This window comes from Rhizobium sp. LCM 4573, from assembly GCF_001854865.1.
In the GTDB taxonomy this organism is placed as follows: domain Bacteria; phylum Pseudomonadota; class Alphaproteobacteria; order Rhizobiales; family Rhizobiaceae; genus Neorhizobium.
In genome coordinates this window covers 776,436-790,248 of sequence record NZ_MDDW01000001.1, presented here as the reverse complement: position 1 = coordinate 790,248, position 13,813 = coordinate 776,436, and the positions used below count along the sequence as shown (strand labels likewise).

10 protein-coding genes are annotated in these 13,813 nt (G+C 62.2%); 7 read left to right on the top strand and 3 right to left on the bottom strand.

The window, feature by feature from the left end; genetic code table 11:
- Positions 1-18 precede the first annotated feature (18 nt).
- Positions 19-2,364, top strand: coding sequence for a glucose/quinate/shikimate family membrane-bound PQQ-dependent dehydrogenase (locus tag LCM4573_RS03965; protein ID WP_071004658.1), 2,346 nt, complete (start codon positions 19-21; stop codon positions 2,362-2,364).
- A 63-nt stretch (positions 2,365-2,427) separates the two neighbouring features.
- Here the strand turns inward: LCM4573_RS03965 and LCM4573_RS03960 are convergent, their stop codons facing one another.
- Positions 2,428-2,730 carry a BON domain-containing protein gene (locus tag LCM4573_RS03960; protein WP_071004657.1) on the bottom strand — a complete coding sequence of 101 codons (303 nt, stop codon included), beginning with the start codon at positions 2,728-2,730 and terminating at the stop codon, positions 2,428-2,430.
- A 55-nt stretch (positions 2,731-2,785) separates the two neighbouring features.
- A complete protein-coding gene (locus tag LCM4573_RS03955; RefSeq protein ID WP_071005172.1) occupies positions 2,786-4,726 on the bottom strand; it encodes a PAS domain-containing sensor histidine kinase in 1,941 nt (646 codons plus the stop codon).
- Positions 4,727-4,907: 181 nt separating this feature from the next.
- Here LCM4573_RS03955 and LCM4573_RS03950 point away from each other — a divergent pair, with 181 nt between their 5' ends.
- Genes LCM4573_RS03950 through LCM4573_RS03940 form a run of 3 tightly spaced genes read left to right on the top strand, consistent with a single transcriptional unit; the run spans position 4,908 to position 9,883 of the window.
- A complete protein-coding gene (locus tag LCM4573_RS03950; protein ID WP_071005171.1) occupies positions 4,908-5,510 on the top strand; it encodes a TetR/AcrR family transcriptional regulator in 603 nt (200 codons plus the stop codon).
- Between the two features lie 43 nt (positions 5,511-5,553).
- Positions 5,554-6,714, top strand: coding sequence for an efflux RND transporter periplasmic adaptor subunit (locus LCM4573_RS03945; protein WP_071004656.1), 1,161 nt, complete (start codon positions 5,554-5,556; stop codon positions 6,712-6,714).
- A gap of 22 nt (positions 6,715-6,736) precedes the next feature.
- A complete protein-coding gene (locus tag LCM4573_RS03940) occupies positions 6,737-9,883 on the top strand; it encodes an efflux RND transporter permease subunit (RefSeq protein WP_071004655.1) in 3,147 nt (1,048 codons plus the stop codon).
- 19 nt (positions 9,884-9,902) lie between these two features.
- Here the strand turns inward: LCM4573_RS03940 and LCM4573_RS03935 are convergent, their stop codons facing one another.
- Positions 9,903-10,814, bottom strand: a complete 912-nt coding sequence (locus LCM4573_RS03935; RefSeq protein ID WP_071004654.1) for a LysR family transcriptional regulator — start codon at positions 10,812-10,814, stop codon at positions 9,903-9,905.
- Positions 10,815-10,991: 177 nt separating this feature from the next.
- On the opposite strand from LCM4573_RS03935, the gene LCM4573_RS03930 reads away from it, so the two are divergent.
- From LCM4573_RS03930 to LCM4573_RS03920, 3 genes are read left to right on the top strand one after another with little or no spacing between them, the layout of a single operon-like run.
- The gene (locus LCM4573_RS03930; RefSeq protein WP_071004653.1) at positions 10,992-12,197 is read left to right on the top strand and encodes an ABC transporter substrate-binding protein; all 1,206 of its coding nucleotides are present in this window, start codon (positions 10,992-10,994) and stop codon (positions 12,195-12,197) included.
- Positions 12,198-12,201: 4 nt separating this feature from the next.
- Entirely contained in the window at positions 12,202-12,984 is a 783-nt protein-coding gene (locus LCM4573_RS03925) for an ABC transporter ATP-binding protein (protein WP_071004652.1), read from the top strand.
- A 1-nt stretch (position 12,985) separates the two neighbouring features.
- Positions 12,986-13,687 (top strand): ABC transporter ATP-binding protein, encoded by a 702-nt coding sequence (locus tag LCM4573_RS03920; RefSeq protein WP_071004651.1) that lies wholly within the window; start codon positions 12,986-12,988, stop codon positions 13,685-13,687.
- The last annotated feature ends 126 nt before the right edge of the window (positions 13,688-13,813 follow it).

The following is a 13,813-nucleotide window of genomic DNA, read 5'->3' as shown; positions in this document are numbered from 1 at the left end:
GAAACAGGATTTTCCGATATGACCATCATGATCACCGCGATCATATTCATGCTGATCGGGATCGCACTGGCCATCGGCGGCGGCCACTTGCTGCTGCTCGGGGGGAGCGCCTACTACCTCGTTGCGGGGCTCGCCTTCATCCTGACGGCGGTCTTGCTGTTTCTTCGAAGAGCGATGGCATTGCGCGTCTATGCCGTCATCATCCTTGCATCACTCGGCTGGGCGATCTGGGAAGTCGGCTTCGATTGGTGGCAGCTCGGACCGCGCGGTGGCCTCATCGTCCTGCTCGGGCTGTGGCTGCTCACCCCATGGGTGAGAAAGCCGCTCGGGTTCAGCAGCCCGGCGACAGGCTATCGCTATGGGGCGAGTGCCACGCCGCTGGCGCTGTCGATCGTGATCGCGGTGGCGGTCGCGGTGCTTTCGATGTTCATGGACCCTTACAATCTCGACGGAGAGCTTCCGGAAGAGGCGGTGGCGGCGGCGCCCGCGCTTGGCGGCAACGTACCTCCGGGGGAATGGCACCAATATGGCCGCACGCCCTATGGCCAGCGCTATTCGCCACTCGATCAGATCAATGTGGAAAACGTCGCCAATCTTCAGGAAGTCTGGCGCTACCAGACCGGTGACGTGAAGCTGCCCGACGACGTGGGCGAGACCACCTATCAGGTGACGCCGCTGAAAGTCGGCAACACGCTCTATCTCTGCACACCGCATAACTGGGCGATCGCGCTCGATGCGACGACCGGGCAAGAGAAGTGGAAGTTCGACTCAAACTCGGGGATGAACCCCGATCGCCAGCACCAGACCTGCCGCGGCGTGACCTATTACGCAGATCCGGCTGCGGCGCCTGGCACGGCCTGCGCGCAGCGGGTCTATCTGCCGACGTCCGATGCACGGCTCATCGCTCTCAATGCGGAGACCGGCGAGATATGCACCTCCTTCGCCGATCAGGGCGTGCTGCATCTGGAAACCGGAATGAAGTACAACCCGGCCGGCTACTATTATTCCACCTCGCCGCCGGCGATCGCCGGCAACAAGATCATCATCGGTGGTGCGGTCAACGACAACTACTCGACTCAGGAACAGTCCGGCGTCATCCGCGCCTACGACGTCAATACCGGGCAGCTCATCTGGAACTGGGATTCCGGCAATCCGACCCAGACGCAGCCGCTGGCCCCCGGCCAGACCTATAGCACCAATTCGCCGAACAGCTGGTCGGTGTTCAGCGTCGACGAACAGCTCGGCCTCGTCTACATTCCGCTTGGTAACCAGGTGCCGGACCAGCTCGGCATGGGACGTAGCGAAAACGTCGAGAAATATTCCTCCTCGATCGTCGCGCTCGACATCAATACCGGCGCCGATCGATGGGTGCGGCAGACTGTTCACCACGACCTTTGGGATATGGACGTCCCCGCGCAGCCGGTTCTGCTGGACATCACGCAACCGGACGGCAATGTGGTGCCCGCGCTCGTCGGGCCGACGAAGCAGGGCGATATCTACGTGCTCGACCGGCGCTCCGGTGAACCGATCATTCCTGTGACGGAAGAGCCGGCTCCGGGCGGTGCCATCCCCGAAGACTTCACCGCGCCGACCCAGCCCACTTCGGCCCTGACGTTCAAGCCCGAGACGCTTCAGGAAAAGGACATGTGGGGCATCACCATGTTCGACCAGATGGTGTGCCGCATCAAGTTCCATCAGCTGAAGTACGAGGGCCGCTATACGCCGCCGTCGCTGGAAGGCACGATCGTCTATCCGGGCAATTTCGGCACCTTCAACTGGGGCAGCGTCGCGGTCGATCCCGAGCGTCAGGTCATGTTCGGCATGCCCACCTATCTGGCTTTCACCTCGCGGCTCGTTCCGCGCTCGGAGATCCCGTCCAAAGGCGCGGACGAGAAGGGCAGCGAACAGGGGCTGAACCGCAATGAAGGCGCGCCATACGGCGTCTACATGGGTCCCTTCCTCGGGCCGCTGCAGATCCCCTGCCAGGCCCCGCCATGGGGCTATGTGGCGGGTGCGAACCTCCGCACCGGCGAAATCGCTTACAAGCACCGCAACGGCACGGTCTACGACATGACGCCGCTACCGCTGCCCTTCAAGGTGGGCGTTCCGGGCATCGGCGGGCCGATGATCACCAAGGGCGGCGTGGCCTTCCTCGGCGCAGCTGTGGACGATTATCTGCGCGCCTATGATCTCACGACCGGCCGACAGCTCTGGGAGGCCCGGCTTCCGGCCGGTGGACAGGCCACGCCGATGACCTATGCGGTAGATGACGGACGGCAGTTCGTGGTGATGGTCGCCGGCGGTCACGGATCGGTCGGCACCAAGCCGGGCGACTATGTCATCGCCTATGCGTTGCCGCGGTGATCTTGGTTTGAAAGAGGGCAATCGCATGCCCGATTGCCCTCTTTCAGAAGGATGATCCGAGGGTCACAGCGGCCTTGGCCCGCCATTGAAGAAAGACGGCGCGGTGTGTCGGATTTCATTGCGGACCGAGGTGACGCCGGATACGCCCCGGGCGACTTCCTCGGCCCGTCCGATTTCCTCCGGCACCTGGACCGCGCCCGAGAGCGTGACCTCACCGCCTTTTACAGTCACCGTCACGTCGCTGGCATCGACTCCGCCTGCGGAGGCGAGCGCATCGGAAACGGCGCTTTCCAGCGTCGCGCGGGGCGGGAATTCGGCCTCCACCTCGGCAGGCGTTTCATGGAAATGCTGGTGCTTGAATACCATTGCGGCGTTCTCCCTGATGAGATCGGGAAAACAACGCCGTCGCACCGGCTTTTGTTCAGACCTTGGCGCATAATACGGTCGCGATCACTTCCTGAAGCTGGTCCTGCGAGAAAGGCTTGCCGAGCCGCGGAAGGCGGTTGTCGCCGCCTTTCGGCAGTTCCGCATAGCCCGTCGCGAGCACGATCGGCAAATCCGGCCATTCTGCGTGAATTTCCGCGGCAAGCTCCGAGCCGCTCATGCGCGGCATGGAATGGTCCGTGATCACGAGGTCGATCCGGTTGTCGCCATTGCGGAGTGTGTTCAGTGCATCGACGCCGCTATAAGCCTCGATCACCCGATGCCCCAGGTCCTCGAGCATGAGGGTCGTGTTCATCAGCACCAGCGCGTCGTCGTCGACGGCAAGAACGGTGAGCTGTTTCCTGGGAACCGCCATAGATGACGTCGCCGCTTCCTCGGGTTGGGGGACTGCCGAAGAATTGGCGCCCGGCAGGAACAGCGAAACCTTCGTCCCTTCGCCTTTCCTGCTCTCGATCGCCAGCTTGCCGCCGGATTGTTCGGTGAGGCCTTGGACCATGGAAAGACCGAGCCCGGTTCCCTTGCCGACCCCCTTGGTGGTGAAAAAAGGCGTGGTGGCCTGGGTCAAGGTCTCCTCGTCCATGCCCTCGCCGGTGTCCGCGACGCTGAGTTCCACATAGCGGCCGGGCTTGAGGCTGCCCCGCCTTACAGGGATATCGACTTCCCGTGCTTCGATGATGATGGCTCCGCCGCCGGGCATCGCGTCCCGGGCATTGACGACGAGGTTAAGCAGAGCGGTTTCGAGCTGCACGGGGTCGGTCATCACATGAGTTGGATGCTCGGCAAGCCTGGTCTCGATCCGGACCGTCGAACCCAGYGAGCGTTGCATGAAATCCATCAGCTCCATGACCAGCGCGGAGATGTCCACCGCCTGCATGTTCAGATCCTGCCTGCGGGAGAAGGCGAGCATGCGCTGCGTCAGCGCGGCGCCGCGTTCGGCGCCCTGAATGGCGTTGTCGACAAGCGGACTGAGCGCAGGGTCGCTCGGCATGCGCTTGCGCAGGATCTGCAGGCTGCCGAGGATCGCCATCAGAAGGTTGTTGAAGTCATGGGCGATGCCGCCGGTGAGCTGGCCGATCGCTTCCATCTTTTGGGCCTGGAAGAGTTCCTCGCGGGCCTGGTTCAGTGCCTTTTGTGCTTCCACTTTTTCCGTGACATCGCGGGTGATCTTGGCAAAGCCGATCAATTCCCCGCGTTCGTCATGGATGGCATCTATGATGACGTGAGCCCAGAAGCGGGTTCCGTCCTTGCGCTGTCGCAGGCCTTCCCTCTCGATGCGGCCCTCCTGCCGGGCAGTCTCCAGGCTCTTCTGCGGCTCTCCGGCGAGGCGATCCTCCTCGGTATAGAACTGCGAGAAATGACAGCCGACGATCTCGTCGGCGGTATAGCCCTTGATGCGCTCGGCCCCCACGTTCCAGTTGGTGACGTAACCTTCCGGGTCGAGCATGTAGATGGCGTAATCGGTGACGCCCTGGACGAGAAGCTGAAACTTCTGTTCGCTGCCTTTCAGTTCCTCCTCGGCGTGTTTGCGCTCGGTGAGGTCACGGGTAATCTTGGCGAAGCCCAGCAGCCTGCCGGAATTGTCCCAGATGGGGTCGATGACGACATGCGCCCAGAAGCGGCTGCCGTCCTTGCGCACCTGCCAACCCTCGTTTTCGAAGTGTCCTTCGGCGGCCGCCGCGTCCAGCGCTCGCTGCGGCTGGCCAACCAGCCGCTCTTCCTCGGTGTAGAAGCTTGAAAAGTGCTGGCCGAGGATTTCGTTGGCCTCATATCCCTTGAAACGGCGGGCGCCGGGGTTCCAGCTTACGACCCGGCCCTCGAGATCCAGCATGTAGATGGCATAATCTGTAATCGCGTCGATGAGGAGCCGGTAACGCTCTTCATTCATCAGCGAAATACTGGGAATTTCCTGCATTTTCATTCGAGACCCGGCAATCCACCCCTGCGGCAACGCATCATAATGCCATCCGCCCATTTTTGTTCCATCATGGAGGTGAATTTCTTGCCGCGAAAGCCGCAGCGGAAAAGTTGACAAAGGAGTGATGTCGATTTAATACTGACGAAAAATGAAATTCGTCACACGTAAAGAAAGCCGAACCGAGATGGAGCCCCACGCCCAGGCCATCGAAGCGAACCGACAGGAAAACGTCGCCCGCATCCTCGATGCGGCGGAGCGGCTTTTCCGGCACTACGGTTATACCAAGACCAATGTCGCGGACATCGCTCGCGAGTTGGGCATGTCGCCGGCCAATATCTACCGTTTCTTCTCTTCCAAGGCGGATATCCACCAGGCTCTTGCCAAGCGCATGCTCGAGGCCAGTTATCAGGCGGCTCTGGCCAATGCGGGCCGTCCGGTCAGCGCCGCCGAGAGGCTGCGCGATCATATACTGCAGCAGCACCGTATCACGCTCGAGACCATGATAGACGAGCAGAAGGTTCATGAGATGGTCGTCATCGCCATCGAGCAGCAATGGCCGGTCATCGAGGAGCATCTGGAACGGATTCGCGCGCTCATCGCCGTCCTGATCAGGGAGGGTGTCGAGGCTGGCGAGTTCCGCGACCAGGATGTCGAGCTCGCTTCGGAAAATTTCATGTCGAGCATGGTGATACTCTGCCATCCGCAGCTTGTGGCCGACTGCCTGCTCGATAGCCGGATCGGCAAACCTGAAGATCTCGTCGAATTCGGCCTGCGGGCTTTGAGATAAACTGAAACGCTAAAGTTCATCACCGCCATCAGGAGTGCGGCTCATGTTCGTTTCGACTACACGGCGTAATGTTTCACTATTTTTCAAGGGAGGCGTCGCGGCAGCGGCGCTGGCTCTTCTTGCGGGATGTTCGGAAGGTGAGGGGGCAATCGGTGCCCCGGAGATTGTCCGGCCGGTGAAAGTCGTCGAGGTCGGCGAGCCCGATCAGGGGCGGCGGCTGGAATATTCCGGCTCCGTCAAGGCGCGCACCGAGATGAATCTCGGATTCCGCGTGGGCGGCAAGATCACCGAGCGTCTCGTGGACGTGGGGGATCGCGTCGGTCCGGGAGACGTGCTGGCGAAGCTGGACGCGGTGGATTATCAGCTTGCCCTGCGCCGCGCCGAGGCCGATCTCGCATCCGCGACGAAGCAGGAGGAGATTTCCGAACTCGCCCGCCGCCGCGCTCAAAGCCTCTTTTCCAAGAACATCGCCTCCAAGTCCGAGCTGGAACAGGCGACGCTGACCCACGACCAGGCGGTCTCCGCCCAGCAGTCGGCCGCTTCCGCGCTCGAGGAAGCCCGCAACCAGGTTGCCTATACCGAATTGCGGTCGGGCCAGAACGGCATCGTGACGACCGTCAGCGCCGATATCGGCCAGGTCGTCGGCTCGGGAACGCCGGTCGTCACCGTTGCCGTCGATGGCGGCAAGGAGGTGCAGATCGCCGTTCCGGAAGTGGATATCGGCCAGTTCCGTCCCGGCAAGACCGTCAAGGCCCGCTTCTGGTCCGATCCTAATCTTGTTCTCGACGGCAGCGTCCGCGAGGTCGCCGGCAGCGCGGATGCCCAATCGCGCACCTTTGCCGTTCGCGTCAGCCTGCCGGAAAACCCGCGCGTACTGCTCGGCATGACCGCCACTATCGAGGCAACAGAAGACAATGCCGTTCCCGGCTATGCCATTCCGCTTGCCGCCCTAGGCGAAAAGGAAGGCAAGACGGTGGTATGGATCGTGGACCGGCAAGCGGGAACGGTCAGGTCGCAGCCCGTCACGGTCGGCACCTTCTCCGATCACGGCGTGCGCATTTCGGAAGGTCTTTCGACCGGGGACGTGGTCGTCTCCGCCGGCACACAGTTCATGAAGGAAGAGATGAAGGTCAAGCTGCCGGAAATGGTGAGTTCCCGGTTCGGCAACGTCAACAGCATGTCCACGGCTTCCGTGAAGCCCTGAGATCGGACCGAAGGACACGACCATGACCTCCTCCAACAATTCTTCCTCCGGTAAGGAACCCTTCAACCTTTCGCGCTGGGCGATCGGCCATCCGAGCATAGCCCGCTTCCTGTTCGGCCTCATCATCGTCATGGGCGCTCTCGGCGTCATGAACATGGGTCAGAAGGAGGACCCGGATTTCACCTTCCGCGTGATGGTGGTGCAGTCTGTCTGGCCGGGCGCTTCGATCGAGGAAATGCAGGACCAGGTGGTCAACAAGATCGAGCGCAAGCTGCAGGAAACTCCGCATCTCGATTTCGTCCGGTCCTATACCCGCGCCGGCTTTGCGATCACTACCGTCCAGATCAAGGGCGATACCAATGCTCAGGAGGTGGCCGACGCCTTCTACCAGGTGCGCAAGAAGGTGGGCGACATCCGGCAGGAGCTGCCCGAAGGCCTGCTCGGTCCCTATTTCAACGATGAATTCGGCGATACCTTCATCACGCTGCACGCGATCAGCGGCGACGGTTACAGCTATCCGGAACTCAAGAAGATCGCCATCCAGGCGCGCGACATGCTGCTCGGCACGCCAGGTGTCGAGAAGGCGGTGATCCTCGGCGACCAGCCGCAAAAGATCTATATCGACGTTTCCTCGAAGGCCCTGGCCGAGCGCGGGCTGACCGTCGTCAGCATCCGCGACGCCATTGCCGGCCAGAACAATGTCGATCCGGCCGGCAGCGTAGAGACCGGCGATCGTTCCGTGCGCATCGCGGTCGAAGGTGACATCACAACGCCGGAAGACATCCGGGAATTGCGCCTGCGCAGTGGCGATCAGGTGATCCGCCTCGGCGATATCGCGACCGTCAGCGAGGGCCTCGAAGACCCGTTCCAGCGCAAGTTCCGCTTCAACGGCCATGATACGGTTCAGATCGGCGTCGTGATGGCCAAGGGCTTCAAAGTCACCGATGTCGGCCACGCGGTCGAGGAGACCTATCATAATTTCGAACAGACGCTGCCGGTGGGCGTCGCCGTCGAGCAGATATCGAACCAGCCGGAAGTCGTGACCGAAGCGATCGGCGAGTTCACAAAGGCGCTCATGGAAGCGCTGGTGATCGTGCTGATCGTTTCTCTCATTTCGATCGGCTGGCGCTCGGGGATCGTGATCGCGATCGCCATCCCGCTGGTGCTCGCCGCCACCTTCGCCATCATGTACTATATCGGCATCGATCTGCAACGCATCTCGCTCGGCGCTCTCATCATTGCGCTGGGACTCCTGGTCGACGACGCGATGATCGTGGTCGAGATGATGGAGCGCAAGCTGGAGGAGGGGCTCGAACGCCTGGATGCGGCGAGCTTCGCCTATCGATCGACCGCTTTCCCGATGCTGACCGGCACGCTCATCACCACCGCCGGCTTCATCCCGGTCGGCTTCGCGGATTCGACCGCCGGCGAATACGTGCGCTCGCTCTTCTTCGTGGTCGGCATCGCGCTCGTCACATCCTGGTTCGTCGCGGTCTATTTCACGCCGTGGCTCGGCTACATGCTGCTCAAGCAGCGCGCGCATGCCGGTACGCACAAGGATGTCTACGACACGCGCTTCTACCATCGTCTGCGTGGCACGATCAGCTGGGCGGTGCGACACCGGATCATCGTCATCCTGCTGACGTTCGCCGCCTTTGGCGGCAGCCTCTACGCCTTCAATTTCATTCCGCAGAGCTTCTTCCCGCAATCGTCGCGGCCGGAGATTCTGGTCGATATGTGGCTGCCGGAAGGGACCAGCATCAAGGAAGTGGAGCGTCAGGCGAAGGCTCTCGAAGAACAGATTCTGCCCGATCCCGACAAGACTTTCGTCGCCACCTATATCGGCGAGGGCGCACCGCGCTTCTTCCTGCCGCTCGACCAGCAGCTCCGCAATCCGAACTATGCTCAGCTTTTGGTCATGGCGAAGGACGTGGAAGCCCGCGAGCGGCTGATCGTCAAGCTGCGCGCCATCCTGGCGGAGGATTTCCCGTCCGTGCGCGGCAAGGTGGACCGCCTCTTCCTCGGTCCGCCGACCGGCTGGCCGGTACAGATGCGCGTCACCGGCCCGGACAAGGCGGAAGTTCGCCGCATCGCCGATGCCGTGAAGGCCCGCTTCGAGGGRCAGCCTAACTTCGGCGCGATCCAWGACGACTGGATGGAGCCGGTGCCCGCCATGAAGCTGGTGATCGACCAGAATCGCGCCCGCGCGCTCGGCGTCACCTCCCAGCRCATCCGCCAGATGCTGCAAGCCGCCGTTTCAGGTGCTCCGCTCGACGATTTCCGCGATGGCGAGGAGACGATCTCGATCGTCGCCCGCGAGCCGGAAACGAGTCGCAATCTTCTTTCGGCCGTGCAGTCGGTCTATGTCCCGACGGATTTCGGCGGCTTCGTGCCCATCTCGCAGGTTGCCAAGGTGATGCCCGTATTCGAGCAGGGCATAGAATGGCGCCGCGACCGCTTGCCGACGATTACCGTCAAGGCGACCCTGCCGGATGGCATCGAGCCTACCCAGGTGGCCATCAACCTCTACAACAACATGGCTGATCTGCGGGCCAGCCTGCCGGCCGGCTACAGGATCGAGATCCAGGGCGGGGCGGAGGATTCGGCCGAAAGCCAGGCCTCGATCGCCGCCAAGGCGCCGATCATGCTGTTCGTCATCCTGCTTCTGCTGATGATCCAGCTCCAGCATTTCGGCAAGGCCATGCTCGTGCTCGCCACCGGGCCGCTCGGGGTGATCGGCGCAGCGATGGCGCTGCTCATCACCCGCGCGCCATTCGGCTTCGTGGCGATCCTCGGCGTCATCGCGCTGCTCGGCATCATCATCCGCAACTCCATCATTCTCATCGACCAGATCGATCAGGACATCGCCGCCGGCATGCCCCGGCAGGAGGCGATCGTGGGGGCCGCGGTTCGCCGCTTCCGGCCGATCACGCTGACCGCGATGACTGCGATCCTCGCGCTGATTCCGATCTCCCGCGAGGTATTCTGGGGACCGATGGCCTATGCGATGATGGGCGGCATCCTGGTTGCCACGGTGCTTACCATCCTTGTCCTGCCCGCAGGCTACGCCTTGTTCTTTGGCCGCGAACCGAAAAACAAGGAAGAGACAGGCGCCGACCAGCGCGATCTCTTCGAGGAACCCAGGGACTTTCCCGTGGCCGCCGAGTGACGGACACGGCATGCCTTCCTCACGATTTACGGAGGAAGGCGTCCTTGTTGGCGTTCACGGCCGCGACGATATAGTCCGCCACCACCCGAACGCGCGGAATCTGGCTGAGGTCGCGGTGCCGGATCAGCCAGTAGTTCCGGAGCAGGTCGACTTCGTCCGGAAGCACGATCTCGAGATCGGGCTGGTGCCGAGCGATGAAGTGCGGGAGCACGCAAAGACCGAGACCATTTCGTGTCGCGGTCAGCTGCGCGAAGATGCTGGAGCTCTGGAAGCGCGGCTTGATGCCCGGATGCACGTCGCCCAGATAATCGAGGCCAGGYGCAAAGATCATGTCCTCGATATAGCCGATGAAGGGGTGGGCAAGGAGGTCTTCCCTGCAGGTGATCGGCTCGCTTCGGGCGAGATAGGTTTTCGCGCCGTAGACGTTGAGCGTATAGTCGGTGATCTTCTCGATGAGGTAGGGGCCGCCCTTCGGCGGATCGAGGGTGACGGCGATATCCGCCTCCTTGCGGGAAAGCGACATGATCTGCTGGATCGTCACCAGCTCCAGCGAGAGGTTCGGGTGCTGCGCCGTGAACTCGCCCATTCGATGGGCGAAGAAGAAGTTTGCGAAGCCTTCCGGCGCGCTCAGGCGGATGACGCCTCGCTGGGCGGTGGTGCCGGAGACGATGTCCGCCTGCAGGCGATCCGCCTCCAGTTCTATCTTCTCCGCGGTGTCGATGAAACGCTGGCCCATGGCGGTCAGTACATAGCCGCGTGGATTGCGCTCGAAGAGCTTCACCTTGAGTGCGAATTCCAGCCGGTCGATGCGGCGCGAGACGGTGGCATGGCTGGTGCGCAGGTGACGCGCCGCCGTCGACAGTTGCCCGGTTCGGGCGACTGCCAGGAAATATTGCAGATCATCCCAGGTGAAATTCGGATTTCCGCTCATGTTCCTCCCGCAGTTCTGTTCAAAAATGCACAGATGCTGTTTGCAATTAATTGGGTGGGCCTTCTTGCGTCAACCGGAGTTTTCCGGAACCATGGGGCCGGATTGACCGCTTTGAGGAGGGCGGCTCGCCAATTTTGAACAGATTCGCAATCTGGCACTCTCTGGGAGGAGAAACTCATGCGAAAGAATCTCATTGCCTCGCTGGCATTTCTGCTGGCCGGCAGCACCGCCGCGCTTGCGCAGAGCGTATCCGACGGCAAGGTGAAGATCGGTATTCTGAACGATCAGTCGGGCGTCTATGCCGATTTCGGAGGCAAATCCTCGGTCGAGGCCGCGAAGATGGCCGTCGAGGATTTCGGCGGCAAGGTGCTCGACATGCCGATCGAGATCGTCGATGCCGACCATCAGAACAAGCCGGACATCGCCTCCAACATCGCCCGCCAGTGGTATGATACCGAGCAGGTCGATGCCATCATGGAGCTGACGACCTCGTCGGTCGCGCTCGCCGTGCAGGCGCTCGGCAAGGAAAAGAAGAAGATCGACATCGTTACGGGTGCGGCGACCACCGACCTCACCGGCAAGCAATGCAGCCCCTACGGCTTCCACTGGGCTTATGACACGCATGCGCTCGCGGTCGGCACCGGCGGCGCGCTGGTGAAGCAGGGCGGCGACAAATGGTTCTTCCTGACGGCCGACTACGCCTTCGGCTACTCGCTGGAGCAGCAGACGAGCGACTTCGTCAAGTCGAGCGGTGGCGAGGTCGTGGGAGCGGTCCGGCATCCRCTGGCGACCACCGATTTCTCCTCCTTCCTGCTGCAGGCGCAATCTTCCGGGGCAAAGGTGATCGGGCTGGCAAATGCCGGCCTCGATACCTCCAACGCCATCAAGCAGGCGGCTGAATTCGGCATCACCGCCGGCGGCCAGAACCTCGCGGCTCTGCTCTTCACGCTTGCGGAAGTGCACGGCCTCGGACTCGAGGCGGCGCAGGGCCTGACGCTGACGGAAGGCTACTACTGGAACCTCGACGACCAGAGCCGCGAGTTCGCCAAGAAATTCTTCGCACGCACAAACAAGATGCCGAACATGATCCATGCAGGCACCTATTCCTCGGTGCTGCAGTATCTGAAGGCCATCGAGAAGGCCGGCACCGACGAGACCGAGGCTGTCGCCAAGGCCCTGCACGAAATGCCGGTGGACGACTTCTTCGGCCGCGGCGGCACGGTCGCGTCGAACGGGCGCATGATCCACGACATGTACCTGCTGCAGGTGAAGAAGCCGGAAGAAAGCAAGGAGCCGTGGGACTACTTCAACGTGCTCGCCACCATTCCGGGCAAGGAAGCCTATATGGACCCTGCCAAGAGCGGCTGCGAACTGGTGAAGTAATCTCATGGCGGTCTCCGCGACATTGACGGACAACGAGCCGCGGGTGGTGCTTTCCGCCCGCGGCCTCAGCAAGAATTTTGGCGCCTTCGCCGCGGTGAAGAACGTCGATCTGGATGTGCGGCATCAGCGCGTACACGCGCTGATCGGTCCGAACGGGGCCGGCAAGACGACCGTGTTCAACCTGCTGACCAAGTTCCTGCAGCCGACGGCCGGTTCCATCACGCTGCTCGGCGCCGACATCACCAGGACGCCGCCGGACAAGGTTGCGCGGATGGGGCTCGTGCGGTCCTTCCAGATCTCGGCCGTTTTCCCGCATCTTTCCGTGCTGGACAATGTGCGGGTGGCATTGCAGCGGCCGAACAATCTCTCCACCCAGTTCTGGCTGCCGATGTCCTCGCTGAACCGGCTGAACGCCCGCGCGGACGAACTGATCGAGGCCGTGGGCCTCAAACGCGAGCGCAACGCGCTTGCCGCCGACCTTTCCTATGGACGCAAGCGCGTGCTGGAGATCGCCACCACGCTGGCGCTCGATCCGAAGGTGCTGCTGCTCGATGAGCCGATGGCCGGCATGGGGCAGGAGGATATCGGAACCGTTTCCAGCATCATCCGCGAGGTCGCAAAGGAGCGCGCGGTGCTGATGGTGGAGCATAATCTATCGGTCGTCGCCGATATCTGCCATCATGTTACCGTGCTTCAGCGGGGCGAGATCCTCGCGGAAGGCGATTACGCCGCCGTCAGCCAGGATGAGCGCGTGCGGCTCGCCTATATGGGCACGGAGGAGGCGTGAGATGAAACCTCTTCTGCAAGTCTCCAACCTGAATGCCTGGTATGGCGAGAGCCATGTCCTGCACGGCGTCGATATGACGGTGGGCGAGGGCGAGACCATCACCATTCTCGGGCGCAACGGCGTCGGCAAGACGACGACGCTACGGACCATCATGGGCATCATCCGCGAGCGGAAAGGCGAAATCCGCTTCGACGGCAAGGACATGCTTTCCGTGCCGCTGCACCGCACGGCTCATGTGGGCCTCGGCTTCGTGCCAGAGGAGCGCGGCATCTTCTCGACGCTGACCGTCGAGGAGAACCTGATGTTGCCGCCGGTGGTCGCGGACGGCGGCATGTCGATCCGCGAAATCTACGACCTTTTTCCCAATCTCGAGGAGCGGCGCTCCAGCCCTGGCACCAAGCTTTCCGGAGGCGAGCAGCAGATGCTGGCCATTGCGCGCATCCTGCGCACAGGCGTGCGCCTTCTCGTCCTCGACGAACCCACTGAAGGGCTTGCGCCCGTCATCGTGCAGCGCATCGGCGAAGTTTTGAAGAAGCTCAAGGAACGCGGCATGACCGTGCTGCTCGTGGAGCAGAACTTCCGCTTCGCAAGCCGTATCGCCGACCGCTTTTACCTGATGGATCACGGTAGAATGGTCGCGGATTTCCCCGTTGCCGAATTGCCGGCCCGCATGGACAAGCTCCACAAGGTTCTGGGGGTGTGAGGATGGCCGAGATTTTGATCAAAACCCCTCCCCAACCCCTCCCCACAAGGGGGAGGGGCTTACCTTGCCGCACCGTCGGGGCCAAGCTTGCCGGTGAGCGTGCTGCGAGTCTTCTCCCCCCTTGTG

What these genes read in the sequence shown, in the direction of transcription:
- LCM4573_RS03920 (WP_071004651.1), top strand. Translation starts at nt 12,986, where the DNA reads ATGAAACCTCTTCTGCAAGTCTCCAACCTGAATGCCTGGTATGGCGAG.
- LCM4573_RS03950 (WP_071005171.1), top strand. Translation starts at nt 4,908, where the DNA reads ATGGAGCCCCACGCCCAGGCCATCGAAGCGAACCGACAGGAAAACGTC.
- LCM4573_RS03965 (WP_071004658.1), top strand. Translation starts at nt 19, where the DNA reads ATGACCATCATGATCACCGCGATCATATTCATGCTGATCGGGATCGCA.
- LCM4573_RS03925 (WP_071004652.1), top strand. Translation starts at nt 12,202, where the DNA reads ATGGCGGTCTCCGCGACATTGACGGACAACGAGCCGCGGGTGGTGCTT.
- LCM4573_RS03960 (WP_071004657.1), bottom strand. Translation starts at nt 2,730, where the DNA reads ATGGTATTCAAGCACCAGCATTTCCATGAAACGCCTGCCGAGGTGGAG.
- LCM4573_RS03945 (WP_071004656.1), top strand. Translation starts at nt 5,554, where the DNA reads ATGTTCGTTTCGACTACACGGCGTAATGTTTCACTATTTTTCAAGGGA.